Annotated in this window: 22 protein-coding genes; 9 read left to right on the top strand and 13 right to left on the bottom strand. The window is 59.2% G+C overall.

Features of this window, described 5'->3' with window-relative positions; all coding sequences use genetic code 11:
• The first annotated feature begins 120 nt into the window (after positions 1 to 120).
• Positions 121 to 1,977 carry an ABC transporter ATP-binding protein gene (locus tag KQ933_RS13645; protein WP_216755378.1) on the top strand — a complete coding sequence of 619 codons (1,857 nt, stop codon included), beginning with the start codon at positions 121 to 123 and terminating at the stop codon, positions 1,975 to 1,977.
• A 69-nt stretch (positions 1,978 to 2,046) separates the two neighbouring features.
• Here the strand turns inward: KQ933_RS13645 and KQ933_RS13640 are convergent, their stop codons facing one another.
• Complete coding sequence (locus KQ933_RS13640; protein ID WP_183731616.1) at positions 2,047 to 2,298, bottom strand: CopG family ribbon-helix-helix protein; 252 nt, start codon at positions 2,296 to 2,298, stop codon at positions 2,047 to 2,049.
• A 160-nt stretch (positions 2,299 to 2,458) separates the two neighbouring features.
• Here KQ933_RS13640 and KQ933_RS13635 point away from each other — a divergent pair, with 160 nt between their 5' ends.
• Positions 2,459 to 4,357 carry an ABC transporter ATP-binding protein gene (locus tag KQ933_RS13635; protein ID WP_216758910.1) on the top strand — a complete coding sequence of 633 codons (1,899 nt, stop codon included), beginning with the start codon at positions 2,459 to 2,461 and terminating at the stop codon, positions 4,355 to 4,357.
• On the opposite strand, the gene KQ933_RS13630 is transcribed toward KQ933_RS13635, so the two are convergent.
• Complete coding sequence (locus KQ933_RS13630; protein ID WP_216755377.1) at positions 4,328 to 5,257, bottom strand: endonuclease/exonuclease/phosphatase family protein; 930 nt, start codon at positions 5,255 to 5,257, stop codon at positions 4,328 to 4,330. The genes KQ933_RS13635 and KQ933_RS13630 overlap by 30 nt on opposite strands.
• Positions 5,258 to 5,544: 287 nt before the next feature.
• On the opposite strand from KQ933_RS13630, the gene petA reads away from it, so the two are divergent.
• The 4 genes from petA to KQ933_RS13610 all read left to right on the top strand — a co-directional run bounded on the left by petA (position 5,545) and on the right by KQ933_RS13610 (position 8,959).
• The gene (petA, locus tag KQ933_RS13625) at positions 5,545 to 6,120 is read left to right on the top strand and encodes a ubiquinol-cytochrome c reductase iron-sulfur subunit (protein ID WP_216755376.1); all 576 of its coding nucleotides are present in this window, start codon (positions 5,545 to 5,547) and stop codon (positions 6,118 to 6,120) included.
• A 14-nt stretch (positions 6,121 to 6,134) separates the two neighbouring features.
• Positions 6,135 to 7,403 carry a cytochrome b N-terminal domain-containing protein gene (locus KQ933_RS13620; protein ID WP_216755375.1) on the top strand — a complete coding sequence of 423 codons (1,269 nt, stop codon included), beginning with the start codon at positions 6,135 to 6,137 and terminating at the stop codon, positions 7,401 to 7,403.
• A gap of 25 nt (positions 7,404 to 7,428) precedes the next feature.
• Positions 7,429 to 8,301, top strand: coding sequence for a cytochrome c1 (locus tag KQ933_RS13615; RefSeq protein ID WP_216755374.1), 873 nt, complete (start codon positions 7,429 to 7,431; stop codon positions 8,299 to 8,301).
• A gap of 115 nt (positions 8,302 to 8,416) precedes the next feature.
• Positions 8,417 to 8,959 carry an adenine phosphoribosyltransferase gene (locus KQ933_RS13610; protein ID WP_216755373.1) on the top strand — a complete coding sequence of 181 codons (543 nt, stop codon included), beginning with the start codon at positions 8,417 to 8,419 and terminating at the stop codon, positions 8,957 to 8,959.
• Between the two features lie 9 nt (positions 8,960 to 8,968).
• Here the strand turns inward: KQ933_RS13610 and KQ933_RS13605 are convergent, their stop codons facing one another.
• Complete coding sequence (locus tag KQ933_RS13605) at positions 8,969 to 9,436, bottom strand: MaoC family dehydratase (protein WP_216755372.1); 468 nt, start codon at positions 9,434 to 9,436, stop codon at positions 8,969 to 8,971.
• Positions 9,433 to 9,903 carry a MaoC family dehydratase gene (locus tag KQ933_RS13600; protein ID WP_216755371.1) on the bottom strand — a complete coding sequence of 157 codons (471 nt, stop codon included), beginning with the start codon at positions 9,901 to 9,903 and terminating at the stop codon, positions 9,433 to 9,435. Before KQ933_RS13600 ends, KQ933_RS13605 begins: the two co-directional genes overlap by 4 nt.
• Before the next feature lie 80 nt (positions 9,904 to 9,983).
• On the opposite strand from KQ933_RS13600, the gene KQ933_RS13595 reads away from it, so the two are divergent.
• Positions 9,984 to 11,054, top strand: coding sequence for a hypothetical protein (locus KQ933_RS13595; protein WP_216755370.1), 1,071 nt, complete (start codon positions 9,984 to 9,986; stop codon positions 11,052 to 11,054).
• A gap of 118 nt (positions 11,055 to 11,172) precedes the next feature.
• On the opposite strand, the gene ychF is transcribed toward KQ933_RS13595, so the two are convergent.
• Complete coding sequence (ychF, locus tag KQ933_RS13590) at positions 11,173 to 12,276, bottom strand: redox-regulated ATPase YchF (protein WP_216755369.1); 1,104 nt, start codon at positions 12,274 to 12,276, stop codon at positions 11,173 to 11,175.
• Positions 12,277 to 12,503: 227 nt separating this feature from the next.
• Here ychF and clpS point away from each other — a divergent pair, with 227 nt between their 5' ends.
• Positions 12,504 to 12,815 (top strand): ATP-dependent Clp protease adapter ClpS, encoded by a 312-nt coding sequence (gene clpS, locus KQ933_RS13585; RefSeq protein WP_183731588.1) that lies wholly within the window; start codon positions 12,504 to 12,506, stop codon positions 12,813 to 12,815.
• Positions 12,816 to 12,839: 24 nt separating this feature from the next.
• On the opposite strand, the gene KQ933_RS13580 is transcribed toward clpS, so the two are convergent.
• The 5 genes from KQ933_RS13580 to KQ933_RS13560 all read right to left on the bottom strand — a co-directional run bounded on the left by KQ933_RS13580 (position 12,840) and on the right by KQ933_RS13560 (position 18,012).
• Complete coding sequence (locus KQ933_RS13580; RefSeq protein WP_216755368.1) at positions 12,840 to 13,295, bottom strand: GNAT family N-acetyltransferase; 456 nt, start codon at positions 13,293 to 13,295, stop codon at positions 12,840 to 12,842.
• A gap of 5 nt (positions 13,296 to 13,300) precedes the next feature.
• On the bottom strand, positions 13,301 to 14,005 hold the full coding sequence (pth, locus tag KQ933_RS13575) for an aminoacyl-tRNA hydrolase (protein ID WP_216755367.1): 705 nt from the start codon (positions 14,003 to 14,005) through the stop codon (positions 13,301 to 13,303).
• Positions 14,006 to 14,111: 106 nt separating this feature from the next.
• Positions 14,112 to 14,831, bottom strand: a complete 720-nt coding sequence (locus KQ933_RS13570; protein ID WP_216755366.1) for an ABC transporter substrate-binding protein — start codon at positions 14,829 to 14,831, stop codon at positions 14,112 to 14,114.
• Between the two features lie 26 nt (positions 14,832 to 14,857).
• Entirely contained in the window at positions 14,858 to 17,215 is a 2,358-nt protein-coding gene (locus KQ933_RS13565) for an EAL domain-containing protein (protein WP_216755365.1), read from the bottom strand.
• A 185-nt stretch (positions 17,216 to 17,400) separates the two neighbouring features.
• On the bottom strand, positions 17,401 to 18,012 hold the full coding sequence (locus tag KQ933_RS13560) for a 50S ribosomal protein L25/general stress protein Ctc (protein WP_216755364.1): 612 nt from the start codon (positions 18,010 to 18,012) through the stop codon (positions 17,401 to 17,403).
• Between the two features lie 647 nt (positions 18,013 to 18,659).
• Here KQ933_RS13560 and KQ933_RS13550 point away from each other — a divergent pair.
• Positions 18,660 to 20,231, top strand: a complete 1,572-nt coding sequence (locus tag KQ933_RS13550) for a hypothetical protein (protein ID WP_216755363.1) — start codon at positions 18,660 to 18,662, stop codon at positions 20,229 to 20,231.
• Positions 20,232 to 20,556: 325 nt separating this feature from the next.
• On the opposite strand, the gene KQ933_RS13545 is transcribed toward KQ933_RS13550, so the two are convergent.
• From KQ933_RS13545 to KQ933_RS13535, 3 genes are all read right to left on the bottom strand, one after another.
• Positions 20,557 to 21,489 (bottom strand): ribose-phosphate pyrophosphokinase, encoded by a 933-nt coding sequence (locus tag KQ933_RS13545; RefSeq protein ID WP_183731561.1) that lies wholly within the window; start codon positions 21,487 to 21,489, stop codon positions 20,557 to 20,559.
• 105 nt (positions 21,490 to 21,594) lie between these two features.
• Positions 21,595 to 22,437 carry a hypothetical protein gene (locus tag KQ933_RS13540; protein ID WP_216755362.1) on the bottom strand — a complete coding sequence of 281 codons (843 nt, stop codon included), beginning with the start codon at positions 22,435 to 22,437 and terminating at the stop codon, positions 21,595 to 21,597.
• 103 nt (positions 22,438 to 22,540) lie between these two features.
• The gene (locus tag KQ933_RS13535; protein WP_216755361.1) at positions 22,541 to 23,692 is read right to left on the bottom strand and encodes a Xaa-Pro peptidase family protein; all 1,152 of its coding nucleotides are present in this window, start codon (positions 23,690 to 23,692) and stop codon (positions 22,541 to 22,543) included.
• Positions 23,693 to 23,695: the final 3 nt, after the last annotated feature.

Below are 23,695 nucleotides of genomic sequence, written 5' to 3'. Positions count from 1 at the left end.
CTGAATAATTGCGCGGCCTTCATGGCCTCGCCCCTTGAGCCTCCGGTTCCCATATGTGCTTGCATGCGCCCTTGCGGGTGCGAAGCCGGGGCCGGAACGCGGAAGTCCGGAGCGATTTTAATGTTTGACTGGTTCGAACGGCGACTTAATCCCTTTCCGAGCGAGGAGCCGGTTGCTCCCCCAAAGGGTCTTTTTGCCTTCTGCTGGCACTATACGAAGCCGGCGGCGGGATGGCTCGCGCTCATGGCCTTTCTCACGGCTCTGATCGCGGTTGGTGAAGTGGCGCTTTTCCAGTTTCTCGGCGATATCGTCGACTGGCTGACAAATGCCGACCGCGCGACCTTCCTGCAGAACGAAGGTCACAAGCTCATCTGGATGGGTGCTCTGGTGCTGATCGGCCTGCCGCTCGTTGCCGGCCTCGATTCGCTGATCATGCACCAGATGATGCTCGGCAATTATCCGATGATCGCGCGCTGGCAGATGCACCGTTTCCTGTTGCGCCACAGCATGACATTCTTTGCCAACGAGTTTGCCGGACGTGTTGCGACCAAGGTGATGCAGACGTCGCTTGCCGTGCGCGAAACGGTCATGAAGATCCTCGACGTCTTCGTTTATGTCGTGACCTATTTCCTGTCGATGATCGTCATCATCGCCGCTGCCGACTGGCGGCTGATGCTGCCGGTCCTCGCCTGGCTCGGCATCTACATCGGTATCGTTAGCTATTTCGTGCCGCGGCTTCGCAAGATCGCGTCGCAGCAGGCGGACGCGCGCTCGCTGATGACAGGCCGCGTGGTGGACAGCTACACGAACATCGCCACTGTGAAGCTGTTTTCCCATGCGGGCAGGGAAGAAGTCTATGCAAGGGAAAGCATGGATGGGTTCCTGGATACGGTGCATAGGCAGATGCGCAAGGTGACGCTCTTCCATATGAGCGTATATCTGAACAACTGCGTCTCCCTCTTCGTTATCTCCAGTCTGTCCATCTATCTGTGGCTGAACGGCACGATCTCGGTTGGCGCGATCTCCATCGCCATCGGCCTTGCGATGCGCGTCAACGGCATGTCGCAGTGGATCATGTGGGAAGTCTCGGCGCTCTTCGAAAACATCGGCACCGTCTATGACGGCATGGAGATGATGGCGAAGCAGCACGATATCGTCGACAAGCCAGGTGCGCCGCAGCTCACGGCAAAGAAGGGTGCGATTCATTATGAACGCATCGGTTTCCATTACGGCAAGGGCAAGGGCGTTATCGACAACCTGTCGCTCGATATCAGGGCCGGCGAGAAGGTCGGTCTCGTAGGACGCTCCGGCGCAGGCAAGACGACGCTGATGAACCTGCTGTTGCGCTTCTACGATCTGGAGTCGGGACGCATCACCATCGACGGCCAGGATATCTCCGAGGTGTCGCAGGACAGCCTGCGCTCGCTGATCGGCGTGGTGACCCAGGATACGTCGCTGCTGCACCGCTCGATCCGCGACAATATCGCCTATGGGCGCCCGGATGCGACTGATGAGGACGTGATCGAGGCGGCGAGGCGGGCCAATGCCTGGGAGTTCGTCGAAGGGCTTGTCGATATGCAGGGCCGTAAAGGGCTGGACGCGCAGGTCGGCGAGCGCGGCGTCAAACTATCCGGCGGCCAGCGCCAGCGCATCGCGATCGCCCGCGTCTTCCTGAAGGACGCGCCGATCCTGGTGCTCGACGAGGCGACCTCGGCGCTCGATTCCGAAGTGGAAGCGGCGATTCAGGAGAACCTCTTCGCGCTGATGGAAGGCAAGACGGTCATCGCGATCGCCCACCGCCTGTCGACGCTGACCGAGATGGATCGGCTTATCGTGCTTGACAAGGGCCGGATTATCGAAAGCGGCACGCATGGCGAACTGGTGAGCCATGGCGGCATCTATGCCGACCTGTGGAACCGCCAGTCCGGTGGCTTCCTTGCCGATCACGAGGAAGAGGCTGAAGTCGCAGCCCAATAACAAAACAGCCCTCCCTGTGTTAGTGGGGAGGGCTTTTCCTTTTTGAAGCTGAAAATAGGCGGCGCCCGCTTAGAGTGTGCGGACCCGATCGGCACAGAGGCTGTCGGCCCAGTCGATGACGCGATGATGCTCCACGACAATGATCGAGTTCGAGGCAAGCGACTGCAGCGTGAAAATCCGCTGACGTTCCTCGCGCTCGATCCAGTTTGCTATGGCTTCCGTTACGATGCTGTCGCGCGGCACATCCAGCGCATCCGCCAGGGCGTCGAGCTTTTCCGCAAGGGGGAGCGGAAGATGCGCATTGAGCGTTTTCGTTTCCATATCTGCGGTCTCCGGTAAGGCGCGATCATGGCATGAGATTGTGGCTGCTTCCACCCGTATCAACGGAGGTGACGCGGATATTACCGATCATTACGAAAATATAAGGCTGTGTCCGCCCTATTCTCTTTGCCGCAATTCTGAACGGGCCTATATCGCGGTGATGCTGCTCACTCCGATCCTTCGCCTGTTCGAAACCTGGATAGATCCCTTCCGCGCCCGCGATAATATTCAGCCGCCGCGCAACACGCTGGGATTCATCTGGTTCTATATCGGTCAAGCCAGGTGGCCGTTCATCGCCATGCTGGTGCTCGGCGGCATGTCGGCGGCAATCGAAGCCGCACTTTTCTGGTTCGTCGGGCGGCTCGTCGATATCCTCAGCACGATCAAGCCCGGAACCGGCTGGGGTTCACTTCTCAGTTCCCATGGCAGTGAGCTTTTCGGCATGCTGGCGCTGATCGGCATCGTTCGCTTCGTCGTCGCCTTCCTGATCGCGCTTATCGACCAGCAGGTGATTACGCCGGGTTTCTACAATCTGGCGCGCTGGCAGTCCTATCTGCATGTGTCGCGCCAGTCGCTGGCCTTCTTCCAGAGCGATTTTTCCGGTCGCATCGTTACCAAGGTCTGGTCGGCAGGGCAGGCGACGGGGGATCTCGTAACGTCGCTGATGGAAAGCGTGTGGTTCGTCGGCATCTATGCCGTCACCACGCTGGTTTTGGTCGGGCGGCTCGATTTCTCGCTGGCGGCGGTGGTCCTTTTCTGGCTGGTTGCGTTCAGCGTGCTTGCCCGCTACTTCGTTCCGCGCATCCGATATCACTCGCGCGAAACCGCTGAAGCGGCCTCGTTGCTCAATGGCCGCATCGTTGATGCCTACAGCAATATCCAGACGTTGAAGCTCTTCGCACGCGACGAAGAGAGCGACCGCTACATGCTCGATGGCTTCAACGCCTATCAGGAAACAGTGCTGAAGTTCACGCGCTTCATCACCGGTGTGCGAGCGTCGATGGCGCTGCTGTCAGGCTTGATGATCGTGACCATGGCCGGCATCAGCATCGATCTATGGCTGCGCGGGCTGATAAGTTCGGGCGGGGTCGCCTTTTCGCTGACGCTGGTCCTGAGGCTGAACTTCCTGCTCGGACGGTTGATGACGCAGTTCAACGGGATCATGCGTAACCTCGGAACCATCCAGAATGCTGCCGAGCTGATTTCGCAGCCGCTGCATCTGGTCAACCGCCCCGATGCAAAGGAGCTCGTCATCCGGCAGCCGAGCGTCCGTTTCGAGAATGTTTCCTTCCACTATGGCAAGGAAAACGCGGTCATCGACAATTTCTCGCTAACAATCCGGCCGGGCGAGAAGGTCGGCATCATCGGCCGCTCCGGTGCGGGCAAATCGACGCTCGTGAACCTTCTCCTGCGCCTCTACGATCTTGAAGGCGGGCGTATTCTCATCGACGGCCAGAATATCGCTGCCGTCACCCAGGAATCGCTGCGCATGCAGATCGGTATGGTCAGCCAGGATACGTCATTACTGCATCGATCCGTGCGCGACAACATTCTATTCGGCCGACCCGATGCTGGTGAGGAACGGCTTGTCGAAGCTGCCAGGCGTGCCGAGGCGCTCGAGTTCATCGAAGTGCTGCGGGACCAGCAGGGGCGCAAGGGTTTCGACGCGCATGTCGGCGAACGCGGCGTCAAGCTTTCGGGCGGCCAGCGCCAGCGCATCGCCATTGCTCGCGTGATGCTGAAGGATGCGCCGATCCTCGTTCTCGACGAGGCGACGTCGGCGCTCGATTCGGAAGTGGAAGAGGCCATTCAGTCGAACCTCAACCGCGTGATGGAAGGCAAGACGGTGCTTGCGATCGCTCACCGGCTTTCCACGATTGCCGCACTCGACAGGCTTGTCGTCGTTGACCGCGGCAAAATCATCGAGGAAGGCACGCATGACATGCTTCTGAAGCAGGGCGGGCTCTATGCCGAGCTCTGGGCACGCCAGTCTGGCGGCTTCCTCGCCTCCGGCGACGATGATGCGCGTTCAGTATTCGCGAACGAAATCGCTGACTAGGCCGTAATGGTTCGAGCCGAAGCTGTCGCCCAGCCGGCTCGTCGAGCGGATGAGCAGCGGCGGTCTTGCGAAGATATGGTCGATGCTGATGCCGAATGGCCCGGCAGCGACCGGCCATGTGGTCGGTTCAGGGAAAGCGGTGGTAAGGCCCGTTCCGCGCAGGAATTCCTGGATGGTCGGAGCGAGGATTGCGGAATTGAAGTCTCCGGAAACGATCAGTGGACCCGTGTGGCTCTGTACGGCGGTTTTCAGATCGACCAGTTCTTCATTCTGAAAATCATCGAAATAGGGCTTGGTTAGGTGCGTGAACAGGAAATCGACGGGCGTTCCGTCGAAATCGATCGTTGCCGACACGAGCCGTCGCTTCCACAGATTGCCGAGATCATGAATTTCATAGTGAGCAAACGGACGTTTCGACAGGATCAGCGTATCGCAGACCTCGATCGTGTCGCAGCCGATGCGATAGGGATAGATCTGCTGCAGCCGCGGCAGCTGAGGGAAGATCGGCACTGCCTCCATGAGGTCGACGACATCGGCACCCGATGCCAGCACGGCATCGGCAGTTTTTTCGTTATTGATCCAATTGTCGATCTCGACGTTGAAGGACATCAGCCGGAAAAGGCGGGGCGCATCTTCCGCAGGCATTTTGCCGGCGAACTCGCGCAGCATGATGACACCGTGGATATTCAGGAAGGTCGCCGCTGCCAGCATCACGAAGCCGTACCAGTGCCGCCTGAAAAAGAGAGCAACGACCGCGCCAATGGCGCAGATGATGCTGAGATGAATCTGGAAGCTATAAACGAGCGAAAGCAGCCAGAAATCGGTGAAGTAGCGAAGCGAAACGAGGGCCAGAACGATGGTGATGAGGACGCTCAATACGCAGAAAAAAGTATGCCTCATCGGCGCAAATCCAAATTCTCATCGCAAACTCACCAGCGCCTAACACGCCCCCTGGTTTGTTGCAATGCAGCAAAGTTGCAAGCCAGTGATTGCCTTAAAAAATTCACTGAAATTTCCCGCGACATTGTGCCCTCATCCCCTTGCCAAGGCTGGACATAATTTGCGATCAAGCATAGAACGCGCCGGATTGGTGGGGAATCTATGTCCGAAATATGTACTTGTAGATTCGCCGCCGCCGGAGGGGCAGGGCGGAATTCCGCGACAATTGCGCAGAGGATGGTTAAGCCGTGAGCGAACACGTAACGACAAGCGAGGCCTCAGAGCCCACTCGCCGTGATTTCCTTTATCTCACCACTGGCATGGCTGGTGCAGTCGGCGCCGTTGCGGTTGCCTGGCCGTTCATCGACCAGATGCGCCCGGACGCGTCGACGTTGGCATTGGCTTCCATCGAAGTCGATGTCGCGAGCCTTACGCCCGGCATGTCGCTGACGGTCAAGTGGCGCGGCAAACCGATCTTCATTCGCAACCGCACGCCGGAAGAAGTTAAGGCCGCGGCCGACGTCCAGCTTTCGGATCTCAAGGATCCGATCGCCCGCAATGCAAACCTTCCCCCCGACGCGCCGGCAACGGGCGCTGACCGCTCGGGCGGCAAGGATAAGGAAAACTGGATCGTCATGGTCGGCACCTGCACTCATCTCGGCTGCGTTCCGCTCGGTCAGGCCGGCGAATACAATGGTTGGTTCTGTCCCTGCCATGGCTCCGTCTACGACACGGCCGGCCGCATCCGCAAAGGTCCGGCGCCGGAGAACCTGGCGATTCCGACCTTTTCATTTTTGTCCGACACAAAGATCAAGATCGGTTGAGGGGAGACTGATTAATGAGTGGCCATTCCAGCTACGAGCCATCAACCGGCCTGGAAAAATGGGTCGATGCGCGCCTTCCGCTACCGCGCATGGTCTATGACAGCTTCATTGCCTATCCGGTTCCGCGGAACCTGAACTATGCCTACACATTCGGTGCGATGCTCGCCGTCATGCTGATCGTGCAGATCCTGACGGGCGTCACGCTCGCTATGCATTATGCCGCCGACACGACGATCGCTTTCAACTCCGTTGAAAAGATCATGCGTGACGTCAACCACGGCTGGCTGCTGCGCTATCTGCATGCCAACGGCGCATCCTTCTTCTTTGTTGCCGTTTACCTGCATATTGCCCGTGGTCTCTACTACGGCTCCTACAAGGCGCCGCGCGAAATTCTCTGGATCCTCGGCGTCGTCATCTACCTACTGATGATGGCGACTGGTTTCATGGGCTACGTTCTGCCCTGGGGTCAGATGTCCTTCTGGGGCGCGACCGTCATCACCGGCTTTTTCTCGGCCTTCCCGCTGGTGGGCGAATGGATCCAGCAGTTCCTGCTTGGCGGCTTCGCTGTCGACCAGCCGACGCTGAACCGCTTCTTCTCGCTGCACTACCTGCTGCCCTTCATGATCGCCGGTGTCGTTATCCTGCACATCTGGGCGCTGCATGTGGTCGGCCAGACGAACCCGACGGGCGTCGAGGTCAAGACCAAGACGGACACGGTTCGTTTCACGCCTTATGCAACGCTCAAGGATGCGCTCGGCGTCTCGATCTTCCTGATCGTCTATGCCTACTTCGTTTTCTACCTGCCGAACTATCTTGGCCATGCCGACAACTACATTCCGGCCGATCCGCTGAAGACCCCGGCCCACATCGTTCCGGAATGGTACTTCCTGCCGTTCTACGCCATGCTGCGATCGATCACCTTCAATATCGGTCCGATCGACTCCAAGCTCGGCGGTGTCCTCGTCATGTTCGGCGCGATCATCGTGCTGTTCTTCCTGCCTTGGCTCGACACTTCGAAGGTGCGCTCGGCGGTCTATCGTCCGTGGTTCAAGCTGTTCTACTGGCTGTTCGTGATCAACGCGATCATCCTCGGCTGGCTCGGCTCGCAGCCTGCAGAAGGTCTGTACACGACGATCTCGCAGATCTGCACGCTCCTCTACTTCGCCTTCTTCCTGGTCGCGATGCCGGTTCTCGGTCTGGTGGAAACACCGCGCCGCATTCCGAATTCGATCACCGAAGCGGTGCTCGAAAAGCGCAACAAGATTGCTGCGGCCAAGGCCTGAGCGAGCGACGGGAAGGAATAGAAATATGAAAAAGCTTGTTGCAAGCATTCTCTCGCTCGCTGTCGCAGCCGGTGTCGGTGGCGTGGCTTTTGCTCAGGAAGCAGCGGCTCCGGCCGCTCACCATGAGGAAAGCGCTACCCCGCACTATCCGTTGAAGGAACCGAAGGAAGTCGACTGGACCTTTGCCGGTCCGTTCGGCCATTACGACAAGGGCCAGCTGCAGCGTGGCCTGAAGGTCTATACGGAAGTCTGTTCTGCCTGCCACTCGATGAACCTCGTGCCCTTCCGCACGCTCGGCGAGCTCGGCTATTCGGATGCGCAGGTGAAGGCCTTTGCTGCCAATTATGAAGTTCAGGATGGCCCGGACGCCAGCGGTGAGATGTTTACCCGCAAGGCAGTCCCGTCCGACCACTTCCCGTCGCCTTATCCGAACGCGGAAGCGGCAGCTGCCGCCAACAATGGTGCGGCTCCTCCGGATATGTCGCTGCTCGCCAAGGCACGCGAAGTCGAGCGTGGTTTCCCGCAGTTCGTCTTCGATATCTTCACCCAATATCAGGAAAGCGGTGCGGACTATATCCACTCGCTGCTGACCGGTTATGAAGAGCCGCCGGCCGGTTTCCAGGTTCCGGCTGGTGCGCACTACAACCCATATTTCCACGCTGCAGCCGTCTTCGCCATGCCGAAGCCGCTTTCCGACGACCAGGTCACCTATGACGATGGTTCGCCGCAGACGGTCGAGCAGTATTCCAAGGACGTCTCTTCGTTCCTGATGTGGGCAGCAGAGCCGCACCTCGAAGAGCGCAAGCGTACCGGCTTCATGGTCATGATCTTCCTGCTGATCTTCACTGTGCTGATCTACCTGACCAAGCGGTCGGTCTATTCCAGGGCCGACCACTAAGCGATCCTTAGTTCCAAGGAAAAAGGCGGCTTCTCGGCCGCCTTTTTTATTTGGTTTGGTTCGGCGCAATTGATAGTGTGCCTGCGTTTCATGCCCTCGCAGATACGGATTTTCGATGAACCATACGCTTTCGGAGCTTGCGAAAAGCATCCGCTCCATTCCGGATTACCCCAAGCCCGGCATCATCTTTCGCGACATCACTACGTTGCTCGGCAATCCACGTGCCTTTCGTCGCGCGGTCGATGAACTCGTGCAGCCCTATGCCGGCCTGAAGGTCGACAAGATCGCCGGCATGGAAGCGCGCGGCTTCATCCTCGGCGGTGCGGTCGCGCATCAGCTGTCCTCGGGCTTCGTTCCGATCCGCAAGAAGGGCAAGCTGCCGCATGAGACCGTGCGCATCGCCTACAGCCTGGAATATGGCGTGGACGAGATGGAGATGCACCGCGATGCCGTCCAACCGGGCGAGAAGGTGATCCTCGTCGACGATCTGATTGCCACGGGCGGGACGGCTGTCGGGGCAACGCAGCTACTTCGCCAGATCGGCGCGGAAGTCGTCGGCGCCTGCTTCGTCATCGACCTGCCGGATCTCGGCGGCCGCAAGAAGCTCAAGGATCTCGGCGTTGATGTGCACACCCTCGTCGAGTTCGCCGGACACTAACCCCCGAGCCTATTCGAATTCCAGGACGCTGCTTTCGAAGCGGATCACTGTAACACCATCCTGATTGACGCCTTCGCAGAGGATAGCGTTGAGATTCCAGCCCGGCCGTAACGTAAGCGGCCGGCTGGAGACAAAGGCCACCGAATAGGTGATCGTCTCGTCGACAAAGACCGGCTTCAGCCACTGCAGCTTCTGGAAGCCGGGCGAGGGGCCAAGTTTCGGCGGTTCCAAGCCCTGTTCTGACAGCCGGCGCATTTCTGTCATCCAGTAATCCATAAAGCAGCGCATCCAGGCGGCCACTGTATGCCAACCGGAAGCGCAGAGCGCCCCGAACATGGTGTCACGAGCGGCTTCCTTATCTATATGGAAGCGCTGCGGGTCGTATTTCCTGGCAAAGCGGAGGATGTTTTCCTCGGTAAAGACATAAGCGCCGATCTCGGTTTTTTCGCCGACGGCGTAGAGCTCGGACATTCTCATGCGCCAGCCTCCGGCCTGTTTCGCATGCCGAAGATGACGGAATTCTCTGACAGGCAGACCACTTCGCCGCGCTGGTTTTCCACCTCGTGACGGAATTTAACGATGCCGAGGCCGGGACGCGAGCGCATGGGGCGCGCCTCCAGAACCGTCGAATGGCCGGAGAGCATGTCGCCTGCCAGAACCGGCTTGCGCCACTCCATGAAGTCGACGCCGGGCGCGCCTTCGCATAGGGAATTCAGCACGTAGCTGTCTGCCATCATGCGCATGAACATGGCCGAGATATGCCAATCGGAGGCGGCAAGCCCGCCGAGGATGCTGGCGCGGCCGGCAGCTTCATCCAGATGCATGGGTTGCGGGTCGAACTCTCTGGCAAATTCGATGATTTCGGGCGCCGTTACAGCTTTCGGGCCGAGAGGAAAGCGCCGACCCGGCTGGAAATCCTCATAGGCGAGCTTTTCTGCGGGCATCAGGGTCTCCCATCATAGGCAGGCGTCATTGCTTACAATAGCATCCGCGCGGGCTCAATGATTCCGTAGGGGTAAACAGCATGGCTGAACTAAGGTCGGTACTCGATGAAGCGGCGCGCGAGGGATTGATCAGCGCCGAAGCCGGCGAGCGGCTGGCATCGTTTCTTGCTGCGCGCGGCGTCGTCGTCGAGCAGCGTGCGGCGGCAGATTCCGGGTCGGCCTGGTCGGATACCGAGACACCGCGCTTCGTGCGCGGTTTCCACGACGTGCTGATCACTATCGGCATCCTTATTGCGCTTGCAGGCCTTTGGGGGCTCACCTCGCTTTATGCGGTGCTGCCGGCAATCCTGGTTCTGGCGGAAATCCTCGTGAAGCGCCAGCGCCTTGCGCTGCCGGCCGTCGTGCTGACGCTTGCTGTCTTTACCTGGACTTTCCGGACGATGCTGTCGATCTATCCGTCCAATGCCGATCTATGGCTCACGGGCGATGGCATTGACGGTTTCATCGTCGCATTCCCCGTTGTCATGGGGCTTTTCTATCTGCGCTACCGTGTGCCGCTTGCTCTCGCGCTCTCTATCTTCTCCGGTCCCGCCCTTGTGCTCGCGCTCGTCTTGCGCCTGCTGCAATGGGGAAGTGGCGACGATGCCTTCATCCTCAATCATCCCACGCTCGTCTCTCTTATCCTGTTTGCCTGCGCCCTTGGCCTGTTCGTTGCAGCCCTTGGCTTCGATCTCAGCGACAGGTTCCGCCAGACGACACGATCAGATGTCGCCTTCTGGCTTCATCTCGTTGCGGCGCCGGCCCTGCTTTACAGCATCCGGACATTGCTTCCGCTCGACGGAGGCTGGCTGGATATCATGGATGCGAATTCGTTCAAGACACCGGTCGTCGTCATAATCGTCGCGCTGCTGATGCTGATCGGGCTGATCATCGACCGGCGTGCTTTCGTCACGTCGGGCCTGTTGACGCTGGGCTTAGCGATTTATGGGATATTCAGGCAGGGGAGCGCGACGGTCGATACTTACATCTTCGGAACGCTCGTTGCCGTCGGCGTGATCGTGCTCGTCATCGGTACGGGCTGGATGCCGCTTCGGCGCATCGTGCTGCGCGTCTTGCCCTCAGGCATGGTCGAGAGGCTGCCGCCCGGCTGAGCGGCAGCTAGAGCGTGTCGCGATCCCCAGGATTCGCTTCCCACGCTTCAGGGTCTCGGTTTTACGCGTGTCGTTATTGCAAAACGCTATACAGCTTTGCGCGACATGCTTTGGTCGATCAGGTGTTGAAGCGGAAGTGAATGACGTCGCCGTCCTGGACGACGTATTCCTTGCCTTCGTCGCGCGCTTTGCCTGCTTCCTTGGCACCTACTTCGCCGCCGAACTGGATGTAGTCGTCATAGGCGATGGTGTTGGCGCGGATGAAGCCCCGCTCGAAGTCCGAGTGGATCACGCCGGCGGCCTGCGGTGCCTTGGTGCCGCGCTCGATCGTCCAGGCGCGCGTTTCCTTCGGACCGACGGTGAAATAGGTGATGAGGTGGAGGAGCTTGTAGCCTGCGCGGATCAGGCGATCGAGGCCAGCCTCGTCGAGACCGAGGGCCGAGAGGAATTCCTTGGCTTCTTCGTCCGGAAGCTGGGCGACTTCCGACTCGATCGCAGCCGAGATGATGACGGTTTCGGCGCCCTGCGCCTTCGCCATGGCGGCAACGGCCTCCGTATATTTGTTTCCTGTCGCCGCATCGCCTTCCGCGACGTTGCAGACATAGAGAACCGGATGCGACGTCAAAAGGTTGAGGCTCTTCAGGATGCGCGTCTCTTCGGCATCGAGCTTGGACAGCAGGGTGCGGACGGGCTTGCCATCCTGCAGCAGCGCCAGCGACGCTTCCATGATCGGCAGCATGGCCATGGAATCCTTGTCCTTGCCGGTGGCGCGCTTGCGGGTCTGCTCCGTGCGGCGCTCGAGGCTGTCGAGGTCGGCGAGCATCAGCTCGGTCTCGATCGTATCGGCGTCGGCAACCGGATCGATGCGGCCTTCCACATGGGTGATGTCGCCGTCTTCGAAACAGCGCAGCACATGCACGATGGCATCGACTTCGCGGATATTGGCGAGGAATTGGTTGCCGAGGCCTTCACCCTTCGACGCGCCTCGCACGAGGCCGGCAATATCGACGAAGTTGATGCGGGTCGGGATGATTTCCTTCGACTTCGCGACGTCCGCAAGCCTCCGCATGCGTTCATCGGGAACGGCTACTTCACCAGTGTTCGGTTCGATCGTGCAGAACGGATAGTTTGCGGCCTGCGCGGCGGCCGTCTTGGTGAGCGCATTGAAAAGGGTCGATTTGCCGACATTCGGCAGACCGACGATACCGCATTTGAAGCCCATGGCTGAAACCCGCTGTTCTCAAGAATTCCTTGGCCGTGGCTATGGGATAAAGGAGGGGAGCGGTCAAGTCTTGGAGCGCTTTTCTCGCAGCTCCCTTGCCGACAGGGCGTCGTGGCCTTATTCTTATCCTGGCGGGATTTCCCGGACACTTGGTGTCGAAATTCTGCAATCGAAAAATTCTAGTTAGATCGAAACCCCTTCCCATGTCATCAACGGGCGGATTTCCGATGGTTGACAACGACATTGCCTTAAAACCCAAGACCAGAACGAAGCTCAAGCTGGACAAGCCGAAGCTCTACAAAGTCATTCTCGTCAATGACGATTATACGCCGCGCGAATTCGTCATCATGGTGCTGAGAGCCGTCTTCCGCATGAGCGAGGATACCGGCTATCGTGTGATGATGACGGCGCACAAGCTCGGCTCTTGCGTGGTCGTGGTCTGTACCAAGGATATAGCGGAGACCAAAGCCAAGGAGGCCATCGACCTTGCCAAGGAGATGGGCTTCCCGCTGATGTTTACTACCGAGCCCGAGGAATAGGCTCCCGAGGAAAAGGCGGGCGTCTCAAGATTGCCGGCGGATCTGGTAGCCGGTCTTATCCTGCACGAAACCGCAATTTTCATAGAAACGCAGTGTTGCCGGATCTTTCGATCCCGTCAGCAGCATGACCTTGTAGCAGCCGGCTTTCCAGGCTTGAGCAATCGCATGCTGGATGACTTTGCCGGCATAGCCCCGTTTGCGATGATCGGCGTGGGTGATGACGTTTTCGATGAGCGCATAGGAGGCGCCGTTGCGCGTCAGGTTGGGTATAACGATCAGCGTTGCGGTCGTAGCTGCGGTCTCGTCGGTAAAGCCAATAAAGACCGTCATGCCCGGTTGGGCCAGAATGGCGGAGAAACGTTCTTCCGCCAGCTCAGGAGCAAGTGGTCGATCGGTGGAGTTGAAGTGTCCGTAAAGGGTAATCAGGTTCTGCAGGTCGGTGGAGGTCACTGGGCGGATGGTAAAATTCCCGCTTGCCATCGTGCTCAGTCGCCCTTGTTACCGAACATCTTCTTCAGCATCTCGGCCATGGGGCCGCTGGCCGGAAGCTTCGGCTGGCTCTGACTGCGGGCCTGATGGATAGGAGACTTTCCCGCCGGCTTCGGCTTTTCCTCTTCCACCTTGCCGCCAAGCGCCAATGTGATCTTGTTCATGAGCTGGGAATCTTCGTTGCGAACCAGCATCTCGGCATTGTCGGCAAGCGTATCGAGCAGCGGCTCCAGCCAGGCATTGTCAGCTTTGGCGAAATCGCCGAGCACGTGGTTATGCACGAGTTCCTTGACGCCGGGATGGCCGATGCCGATGCGCAGACGGCGGTATTCCTTGCCGCAATGGGCATCGAGCGACTTGATGCCGTTATGGCCGCCATGGCCGCCGCCGGTCTTCAGCCGCGCCTTGCCAGCCGGCAGATCGAGCTCGTCATAGATCGCCACGAGATCGGAAGGCTGCAGCTTGTAGAAGCGCATGGCTTCACCGACCGCCTCGCCCGACAGGTTCATGAAGGTCTGCGGCTTGATCAGGAGTACCTTCTCGCCTGCCAGCTCGCCTTCTGATATCTCCGCCTTGAATTTCTTCGACCAGGGCGAAAAGCTGTGACGGCGGTAGATGGCATCCACCGCCATGAAGCCAATATTGTGTCGGTTACCGGCATATTTCGCGCCGGGATTGCCGAGACCCGCGATGATCAGCATGGCCTGCCTTCCTTGCAAGAGCTGTTGGCGTTCACCACCGCGAAATGGCGGTAAAGTCAAGTGGCAAAGTCAATTGGCAAAGACGGGCGTGAACGCAGGCGGCCGATCATTTCAGCAGATGAAGACCGTATTTCAGGAAGATCTGCTTCTGTTCGCCGCGGGCGATCAGCTTGTCCAGCGAGGCCTGCATACGGGCCAGAAGATCGTCAGGGAAGCTCTTTTCGCAGGCAATGCTCATCGGCTGAGAGGAGAGAATGGTCACCATTTCCAGCGGCTGGTCGGTCTTCAACTTGTCGAAGTAGAGTTCGGAGATCGGCATCATGTCGATGCGGCCGCCGAGCAGCTTGCGCAGCGTCGCGTTGAAATCGCTTGCGACATCGAGTTTGGTGAAGCCCTTCTCCTTGAGGATCACTTCGGTGTAGTCGTCGCGTTGCGTGCCGATGACATATTTCTTCGCGTCTTCGAGATCTGCAGCAGAGACGCCTGATCCCTTGCGGGTGATCAGGATGTTGCGGTCGATGAGAAGCGGCTCGACCCATTTGAACAGGCCGTCGCGCGAGGCGTTGTGGGCGGTTGCGAAGATACAGGTCATCGGCGTCGAGCGAGCCAGGCTGAAGGCGCGAGCCCAGGGCATCACGTCGAGCGTATAATCGATACCGATATCGGCCATGACCTTCTCGACCTGCTCGACGGTTGCGCCCTTGATGACCTTTCCGTCGCGGTAGTTGAAGGGGGCGTATTCCTCGGTCACGAAGGCTACCGTCTGGGCTGAGGCAGACACGGCAAGGCAGGGTAGGGTAAGAAGAGCAAAAAGCAGCTTTTTCATCGCGATACCTCCCATATCTCGTCAGTTCATGAAGCGCGCGCTACATCCGAGAGCGAACTGCTCAGTTCTTCGATCAGCTTGGCGGCATTCTGCGGACGGTTGAACAGATAGCCCTGACCATAGTCGAGGCCCATCTGATGCAGCGTGCTGCACTCCTCCTCCGTCTCGATGCCTTCGGCAATCACGGTGCAGTTCATCTTGTGTGACAGCGTGGTGATGCCTTCGATCAGCATACGGCTCTTGTGGCGCACGTCATCGTCAGCATCATTGATGGCGCGGGTGAAGGACTGGTCGATCTTGATGATGTCGACCGGGAAGCGATTGAGATAACTCAGCGACGAGTAGCCGGTACCGAAATCGTCGAGCGCGATGCGGCAGCCGAAACGACGCAGTTCTGTCACGATCATGCGGATCTGCGGGTTGTCGTGCATCAGCACGGCTTCCGTGATCTCGACGACGATACGATCCGGCAGGATGCCATGGCGACCCAAAATGGCTGCAAGGCGGGCGGCGAGCGCCGGCTCGAACTGCAGCGGCGAGAAATTGATCGCGAGATAGGTGTCCTGCATGCCTGGCAGGCGGGAGATCTTCGCCAGATTGGCGATCGCCTTTTCCATGATGACATTGCCGACGCGGACGATCTTGGCGGTCTCTTCGGCGACGCTGATGATCTCGGCAGGCGGCATGAGGCCTTTCTGCGGGTGGTTGAGACGCATCAGCGCTTCGAAGCCGGCGATGCCGCGGCCGTTCAGATTGACGATCGGCTGGAGATAAGCCTCGAACCAGTCGTCGGCGAGGCCGGCTTCGATATGGGCTTCGATCTCGGCGCGGCGGCGGGCGTGATCGAGCATGCCGTTATCGAAGATCTGCGCGCCGTTCTTACCGTCGCGCTTCTTGGCATACATGGCCATGTCGGACTTCTGCAGCAGTTCGGCGGCGGTTGCAGCGTGGCGCGGATAGATGGCGATACCGACAGAGGCGCTGAGATGCATGTCCGGGCCGAAAGGCGTCTCGAAGATCGAAGCGATCTGGTCGCACATGGCGCGGGCGCGCTTCTCGGCATTCTTGGCCGGCAACAGGATGGCGAATTCATCGCCGCCGAGACGGGCGGCTTCATCGGAGGGCGCAAGCAGAGTCTTCAGCCGCTCCACGAGTTCGATGAGCGCGGTATCGCCTGCGGCGTGGCCCATGTTGTCGTTGATCCACTTGAAGCGGTCGAGGTCGACGAAGAGGCAGGCGAGTTCCTGATCGGCGGCATCGGCGGCTGCGATCTTGCTGTCGAGCACGGCTTCGAAGCCCTGGCGGTTCAATAGGCCGGTCAGATGGTCCGTGATCGCCTGGCGATGGTTGCGGTCTTCGGAGGCCTTCAGCTCGGTCACGTCGGTCATGACGGAGAGAGACTGACCTTCCTGCCCGTGGGCCGTGAGCGCCGATTCGATGATGAGGACATCCATGATACGGCCGTCCATGCAGACGAACTTGACGGTCACGTCGCCGGTGCTGTTCTCACGCTGGCTCTTGCGCTTAATGAACTTGTCGCGGGTGAAGGGCGTGACGAGATCGGAGAAATTCCGGCCGATGACGGCAGCACGATGATAGCCGGTCGCAAGCAGCCAGTAGTCGCTGACGGCGGTGATGCGGTCTTCTTCATCGAGTGAGAAGAGCATGGCCGGCGTCAGATTGTAGATGTCGGTCGTGCGGCGATGCGCGAGCTTCAGCTCGGTCTCCTCGTTTTCGAGCATCGTCTGCATTTCGTTGAAGCTCTGGGCGAGGCGACCCATCTCATCATTCGATTGCCAGTCGACATGGTGGCGGGAGCCAAGCTGGCGGGTCGCCTCGATCGCGGCCGTCAGGCGCATCAGAGGTTGGATGACGAAGATACGGTTACCGATCAGCGCTGTCGCGAAAACGGCGAGCACCGCAAAAATGAAGATCGAGATGAAGACGATCTCTTCTTGCTTCAGGCCGGAAAAGAGACCGAGTGCCGGATAGAAGACGGAAATACTGCCGAGGTTCTTCGGACCATCGACAGTGTTGTAGATGATGGCGCGGGAAACCTGGACCAGCTTGCCGTCGAAGGACCGCGGAATGGTGGACTGGCTGACGTCGAGCTCGCCAGACTGGTCGCGGACTTCCACCTTGACGATGGCGCCTTGCGAAACGACCGTCGCGCTGATCTGGGTGACACTATCGGCGTCAAGATCCCAGAGCGGCTTGGCGAGTGCCTGGGCATTGGCCACAAGAAGAACGGAAATATGGTCACGTATTTCCTTGTCAGCGCGTTCGGAGGAAAGGAAAAGAAAAAGAACAAAAAGAGGAGCTACAAAAACAAGCAGTGCTCCGCAAACAATCGCAAAAAATCTGTTCTCAACGGAATTATTCATGGTTCCGTTTGCTCCACGGGGTCGGAATATTCTGCGGTCACGTGGCAGGGCGGGAACTTCGTAACCAGCCGGAGCATGCTTCCATGAATGTGTTAAATGTTGCTGAAATGCGGCTTTCCGGTAATGAAAAAGCCCGCTTTCCTCGCGGAAAACGGGCCTTATGCTTTACAAATTGGTAGAAGCTATCAGGCTTCTGCTTCGCCTTCGGCAGCAGACTCATCAACGCCGGCAGCCGGAGCAATGATCGTTGCAATGGTGAAGTCGCGGTCGGTGATCACAGGCGTGACACCCTTCGGCAGCGTGACTTCCGAGATATGGATGCTGTCGCCGATCTTGTGGCCGGAGAGGTCAACCGTGAAGAATTCCGGGATCGCGTCAGCCGGGCAGTGAACTTCGACTTCGTGACGGACGATGTTCAGAACGCCGCCGACCTTCAGGCCCGGGGACTTTTCTTCGTTGACGAAGTGAACCGGGATTTCAACGGTAACCTGGGTGTTGCCGGACACGCGCAGGAAATCGACATGCATCGTGAAGTCGCGCACCGGATCGAGCTGGTAGTCCTTTGGCAGAACCTTGTACTTCTTGCCGTCGACGTCGATGGTCGCTACGGTGGTCATGAAGCCACCGGCATGAATACGCTTCGTCACCTCATTAGTGCTGATAGCGATGGAAATCGGGGCCTGCTTGTCACCATAGATGACAGCGGGAATAAAGCCGTTGCGGCGGAGTTCACGGGCGGACCCCTTACCAACCCGTTCGCGCGCCTCGGCCTTGAGCTCGTAAGTTTCGTGGCTCATGGCTAGTCCTTTCGAGGTTATTTGGAGAGCCCGCGGCGGGCTTGAAGCCTTGTGCCGTCGGACCGGAGGCGGGCATGCCCATCCTCATCCGCGTTGCCTCCAAGGGTGTCTACGCGGACGCGTGGCCTATAATATAAGTGTCATGCAAACGCAAGCGGTGCGGCAGTGGCTTCCGATCGATCCTGCCTCGCCGGCACTAACCGCTGATAATCCCTCGTTGTCTGGGCGTTAATCACAAGGTCGAACAGACTGTTCCACTTTACCTGCAAAGGCGCCGGATTATCCATTCTTTAACGCAGCCGGACCGATCTCAGTCTTGAAAAGAGGCCTATCGATCCCCGTGCTTATCGAAGGCGTCGAAACGCTGAGCCAACCCAAACTATTGACATCCGAAGGCTGCGACGAGGCCCAGGGCTACTATTTCGGTCGCCCGGCGCGAATGGAACAGCAATCGGTTGCCTTCAATACTACGGCCTGAGGCGGAGCGAGATCAGGATCGGAAGCGCGCGTGAGGCAGTGCCCGGCAGGGTACGTTCGCTTTCTCAGCCGTGATCGCAAAATAACATTTGTCCCAAACGTGCCGGGTTGACACCGGAAGATATCCGATCTTCCTATGGCCGCATTCAAAGCGGCTGAGGAGAGTGCGGATGCGTTTGAAACTTGTCACGACAACGAGCCTTGTTGCCCTATCGCTGTTCGGGGCAGCGCATGGTGCCGAGATCAATCAAGATGGAGCCAACAAGCTTCGCGACAGCCTGACGAAAGTGTTGCCTGACGATTTTGCAAAGAGCGGTTTTGTAGCCGTCAACCCGGCGGGCAACCGCTACGAGGTCATTTATGACCTTGCCAAGCTGCTCAGCAAGGTGGATCCGACCAAGGTTGTCGTGAACGGACTGACGCCTTTGTCGGTCTTCGCCACGCCGCTGGACAGCGGCCTCTGGAATCTCGAAGGCAATAACAGCTTCCACATATCCGGCAACTTCAAGGACCCGGACGACAAGGCGACGGATTTCACCTATTCCATCGCCTCGATGGTCTACGATGGCGTTTTCGATCCTGCGATCGCCTATCTGCGTTCCGGCAATTTCAAGGCCAGCGACATCCGGATTACCTCGAAGTCCGATATGGACCAGGTCGATGCGACATTTGCCGGCATGAACTACAGGCTAGATTCGACCGACAGCGCCAACGGCAACGGTCGCCTCGATTTCAAGGCGAACGGTTCACTTTCCGCGCTGTCGGAGACGGTCACCAGTCCGCAGATGCCGCCGGTCAACATCAAGGCGGATTCGATCGACTTCGACGCCGACGTCGCGAGCCTGCCGGCGAAGGAAATCCGCGATATCGTCTTCTTCATCCTGGAGCACGCGGATGAGAAGGAGCTCAGCAAGGAAGACGGCGAGAAGCTGAAATCGGTCCTTAAGGCATCCTTCCCGCTGTTCTCCTCGATCAACGAAACGATCACGGCGAACAACCTGACGGTCGGCACTGCCGCCGGAAACGGCGGCGCCAAGACCCTCGGCTATAATTTCTCCGTCGATGGGCAGAGCGACGCCGTCCGGTTTGCCTTCGGCATGAACGCTGCAGGCGTCACACTTGACAGCCCTGTCGTACCAGCGAACTACCATGCCTTCCTGCCGAAGAGCATCGATATGCAGATTGCCGTTCCCGACATGGATTTTGCCGCCTTCGGCGACGAGTTCATGAAGATCGATTTCTCGTCTGGCAACAACTCGGAGGAAAGCGGCAAGCAGGCTGCCGAGAAGCTCTTTCATGACGGTGTCGTCGTCGTGGACCTGCCGAAGTTTACCGCCGTCTCCGACGTCTACGATATCGACGTCACCGGCAAGCTGCAGGGCCGCGTCGACACGCAGAAGGATTATTCGCTTCAGGCTTCGGTCCTGGCGCGCGATCTCGACAAGTCGATCGCCGCAATTCAGGAGCTTGCCAAGAGCGACCCGAACCTCCAGCAGGTCTCCTTCGGCATGATGATGGCCAAGGGTTTTGCGAAGACCGATCCGGATGGCCGCTCGCGTTGGGATATCAGCGTCGGCGGTGACGGTTCGGTGGCGATCAACGGTCAGCAGATCAAGGGACCGGATGCCGAGGAGCCGGATCAGGGGCAGGATCAGGGGCTGGAGCCAGACCAGGAGCAGGAACCGGATCAGGGTCAGGAACCAGATCAAGGGCAGGACCCGGCGCCTCCTAAGCAGCCTTGAGCTTTCTCAAAGGCGATCAAAGATAAAGGAAGCCGGCCTCGTGCCGGCTTTTTTCTTCCCGCTAGACGGCTCTATTAGAGTTTGTTTTCAAAAGCTTTTATCGATGCGGGGTGATTGACATCGAGCTTCATGTTCCGCCATGCGCGCAACTTCAGCGGATGGGGATATTTCGTAGATGCGTCTAAAAATTGTTGCGGTAACGAGCCTTTTATTGCTCGGCAACCACTGCGGCCCAAGGAATGGAGAGGCGGCAGAAAGATGCCGACGATTTCTGCGCCGGCCTTTTCAGTTCTAAATCGAAAGAGCCGGTCGAATGCCGGCTCTGTTAGTCGAAGAGGCTGGAGACGGATTCTTCCTGGGCCGTGCGGCTGATGGCTTCGCCGATCAACGGAGCGGTCGTCACGACGCGGATGTTGTGGGCGGAGAGCACGGCCGTGGTCGGCTGGATCGAGTCCGTGATGACGAGTTCGCGCAGCTTCGAGGAGGTGACGCGGGTGACCGCGCCGCCGGAGAGGACGCCGTGGGTGATGTAGGCGGTGACGCTGGAAGCGCCCTTGGCAAGCATGGCATCAGCCGCGTTGCAAAGCGTACCGCCGGAATCGACGATGTCGTCGATCAGCAGGCAGTCTTTGCCGGTGACGTCGCCGATGATGTTCATGACTTCGGATTCACCCGGCCGATCGCGACGCTTGTCGACGATGGCCAGAAGACAGTCCAGGCGCTTGGCGAGTGCGCGGGCGCGCACCACGCCGCCGACGTCGGGCGAGACGACCATGACGTTGCTGAGGTCATAATGGCTTTTGATGTCGCGCGTCAGAACGGGCAGGGCAAAGAGATTGTCTGTGGGTATATCGAAGAAGCCCTGGATCTGACCGGCATGGAGGTCGAGCGTCATAACGCGGTCGGCACCGGCTTCGGTAATCAGGTTTGCGACCAGCTTGGCGGAGATCGGCGTGCGGCCGGAGGCGCGACGGTCCTGACGGGCATAGCCGAAATAAGGGAGCACGGCCGTTATGCGGCGGGCTGACGAACGACGCATCGCGTCGATCATGATCAGCAGTTCCATCAGGTGGTCGTTGGCAGGAAAGGCGGTCGGCTGTACGAGGAAAACGTCCTCACCGCGCACATTTTCCTGGATTTCCACGAAGATTTCCTGATCGGCAAACCTTCGGACACTGGCTTTCCCCAAGGGAACATTGAGATAGTTGCAGATCGCTTCGGCGAGTTGCCGGTTCGAATTGCCTGCGAAAACCTTCATTTTGGTCCGCCTGTTATGCGCTGATAGCCGCGCTTTTTAGCCAGCTTCCCGGTGAATGCAAGGGCTAAGGCGTCACATACTTTTATATTTATAAAAAGCTTGTGACTAACCGCCCTGGCTTTGCCGCCAGGATGTAAATTCCGAGATCGTCTTGGAGGCGATCTGCTGCATCACGGAAGCGGGCACACCGGCCCAGGGATCGGCCGCCGCCGTCGGCACACTTTCCTGTCCCTGAATGCGGTGCAGCCGGGCGCCGGCATTGTCGAGCACGTCCCAGACGTAGACCACGGTGACCTTGCCCTCGTCGCTGAAAGCGGAGAGATAGCCCTTCAGAATATAGTCGCTGCTGGTGTCGTTCGAGCTCTTGATGGCAAGGCCGTGCGCGCGGGCCTCCGTGCCGAGCTGGCGCGACAGCGGTGTGACAGCCTGCACGGGCGCACCGATGATCGGCAGGAAGCGCACGGTGTTGCCGCGCACGGAGGTCGATGAGGAAACCGAGGGATCCAGCGCCGCTGTCTGCGTCGGTTGCTGCGGCGCCGGTTGCTCGGCGGCGGCCGGTGGCGGCAGTGACTCGCTTTCGATGGGGCCGGAAGCGGCGGGCGAAGAACCATCGCGGGAAAGAGCGTCGGCCTGGGCCTGCATGGTCGTGGGCGGAGCACCGGTGCCGGGCCGGTAGGCCTGCGCCTGGTAGTTCGGCTGGGTCGGATAGGCCTGCTGGCTGTAGGCTGGCGTATAGCCGTTCCGGCGGGGTGCCGCCGGGAAAGTTTGTTGCGGCGCACCGGCCATGCGCTCGGCTTCGCCTTGCGTCACCGGTGCGGACGAGCGCTGATTCATCGAGGAGTCGCCGATTTCCATCGGCGGCGTAAGCGTCAACGCGTCAGTCGTGTTGCAAGCAGAAAGCAAGGCAAGACAGATCAGGAGCATGGGCGCAGTCGCAACTCGCGTCATCCCTCGGTTCGTCCTTCCCACGTCAGCGTCAGCCCCGTGCGAATTTATGGGGTTGGGGGGACCTGTCTGTCAATTCCGGATTCTTGCCGGTGATTGCAGAGGCTTAGACGCCGATGAAATCCAGCTTATGTCGCGAGAGCGCCCGCGGCGCTTCTCCGGTCGTGAGATAGGTCTGACCGAGCGTCATGGCGGTGCCGGTATCGGAATCGGCAATAATCATGTGCACGAAGAGCGACATGTTCGGCTCGATCGGTTGCAGGTTGCCGGCATGGAACATCTGGTGCTCCATCCAGGACGGCGAGAAGCGCGCGCCGAGCGAATAGCCGCAGGCATTCAGGCGATGGCGGGCGAGGCCGCGTTCGTCCATGATCCTGGCATGCATGTCGAAGACGTCGCCGAAGGTATGGCCGGGCTTCAGCACCGTCTCGATCGCCTGGATCGTCTCGAGGCAGGCATTGTAGAGCTCGCGGTGGCGATGCGTCGGCTCGCCGATGACGATCGTGCGCATCATGGCGGCATGATAATGCGCGTAAGCGCCAGCCCATTCGAGCGTCAGTTGGTCATTGGCGTCGAGCTTGCGGCGGCCGGCCTTGTAGCGGCAGAGCAGGGCATCTGCGCCTGAGCCGATGATAAATTCGTTGGCCGGATAGTCGCCGCCGCCGGTGAAGATGGCGCCCTGCATGGCAGCGAGGATATCGGCTTCATCGGCACCAGGCTTGGTCAGGCGGATTGCTGCGTCCAGCGCATCGTCCGCCAGCACGGCGGCGTGCTCGACATAGGCGACCTCGGTCGGGCTCTTGATGAGGCGCAGGCGGCTGACGAGGTAAGAGGCGTCGCTGATCTGGCCGAAGGTCGTCAGTTGCGCGTCGAGCAGCCGGGCGACGCGGCCGGTCATACCGTGCGTGTCGTATTCGACGCCGATGCGGGCGCCGAGCAGGTCCATTTCGATGAGCAGGTTCTTGAGGTCCATCGTCGGGTCGGCATTGACGCGGTCGACCCAGACATGGATATCCTCGATAACAGAGGTATGCCGCGCCTGACGCAGGTCGGCCGAGCGGGTGATCAGCGCCATGGTGCCGTCAGCCTTGACGACCAGCGTCTGGAAGAAGCAGTAGCCGAACGTGTCGTAGCCGGTCAGCCAGTACATGCTCTCCTGCGCGAAGAGCAGCAGGGCATCGAGCTTTTCTTCCTTCATCTTGTCCGTCAGGCGGGCAAGCCGGCTTGCGAATTCAGCCCGTTCGAAATGAAGTGCCATGCT

This window comes from Rhizobium sp. WYJ-E13, assembly GCF_018987265.1.
In the GTDB taxonomy this organism is placed as follows: Bacteria; Pseudomonadota; Alphaproteobacteria; order Rhizobiales; family Rhizobiaceae; genus Rhizobium.
The sequence above is the reverse complement of the archived record's forward strand: the minus strand, read 5'-3'. Positions and strand labels throughout refer to the sequence as shown.

Bases quoted from the DNA above. Each gene is read 5' to 3' on its own strand.
- KQ933_RS13645 (WP_216755378.1), top strand. From the start codon at position 121: ATGTTTGACTGGTTCGAACGGCGACTTAATCCCTTTCCGAGCGAGGAG.
- KQ933_RS13640 (WP_183731616.1), bottom strand. From the start codon at position 2,298: ATGGAAACGAAAACGCTCAATGCGCATCTTCCGCTCCCCCTTGCGGAA.
- KQ933_RS13635 (WP_216758910.1), top strand. From the start codon at position 2,459: ATGCTGCTCACTCCGATCCTTCGCCTGTTCGAAACCTGGATAGATCCC.
- KQ933_RS13630 (WP_216755377.1), bottom strand. From the start codon at position 5,257: ATGAGGCATACTTTTTTCTGCGTATTGAGCGTCCTCATCACCATCGTT.
- KQ933_RS13620 (WP_216755375.1), top strand. From the start codon at position 6,135: ATGAGTGGCCATTCCAGCTACGAGCCATCAACCGGCCTGGAAAAATGG.
- KQ933_RS13615 (WP_216755374.1), top strand. From the start codon at position 7,429: ATGAAAAAGCTTGTTGCAAGCATTCTCTCGCTCGCTGTCGCAGCCGGT.
- KQ933_RS13610 (WP_216755373.1), top strand. From the start codon at position 8,417: ATGAACCATACGCTTTCGGAGCTTGCGAAAAGCATCCGCTCCATTCCG.
- KQ933_RS13605 (WP_216755372.1), bottom strand. From the start codon at position 9,436: ATGAGAATGTCCGAGCTCTACGCCGTCGGCGAAAAAACCGAGATCGGC.
- KQ933_RS13600 (WP_216755371.1), bottom strand. From the start codon at position 9,903: ATGCCCGCAGAAAAGCTCGCCTATGAGGATTTCCAGCCGGGTCGGCGC.
- KQ933_RS13595 (WP_216755370.1), top strand. From the start codon at position 9,984: ATGGCTGAACTAAGGTCGGTACTCGATGAAGCGGCGCGCGAGGGATTG.
- ychF (WP_216755369.1), bottom strand. From the start codon at position 12,276: ATGGGCTTCAAATGCGGTATCGTCGGTCTGCCGAATGTCGGCAAATCG.
- clpS (WP_183731588.1), top strand. From the start codon at position 12,504: ATGGTTGACAACGACATTGCCTTAAAACCCAAGACCAGAACGAAGCTC.
- KQ933_RS13580 (WP_216755368.1), bottom strand. From the start codon at position 13,295: ATGGCAAGCGGGAATTTTACCATCCGCCCAGTGACCTCCACCGACCTG.
- pth (WP_216755367.1), bottom strand. From the start codon at position 14,005: ATGCTGATCATCGCGGGTCTCGGCAATCCCGGCGCGAAATATGCCGGT.
- KQ933_RS13570 (WP_216755366.1), bottom strand. From the start codon at position 14,831: ATGAAAAAGCTGCTTTTTGCTCTTCTTACCCTACCCTGCCTTGCCGTG.
- KQ933_RS13565 (WP_216755365.1), bottom strand. From the start codon at position 17,215: ATGAATAATTCCGTTGAGAACAGATTTTTTGCGATTGTTTGCGGAGCA.
- KQ933_RS13560 (WP_216755364.1), bottom strand. From the start codon at position 18,012: ATGAGCCACGAAACTTACGAGCTCAAGGCCGAGGCGCGCGAACGGGTT.
- KQ933_RS13550 (WP_216755363.1), top strand. From the start codon at position 18,660: ATGCGTTTGAAACTTGTCACGACAACGAGCCTTGTTGCCCTATCGCTG.
- KQ933_RS13545 (WP_183731561.1), bottom strand. From the start codon at position 21,489: ATGAAGGTTTTCGCAGGCAATTCGAACCGGCAACTCGCCGAAGCGATC.
- KQ933_RS13540 (WP_216755362.1), bottom strand. From the start codon at position 22,437: ATGACGCGAGTTGCGACTGCGCCCATGCTCCTGATCTGTCTTGCCTTG.
- KQ933_RS13535 (WP_216755361.1), bottom strand. From the start codon at position 23,692: ATGGCACTTCATTTCGAACGGGCTGAATTCGCAAGCCGGCTTGCCCGC.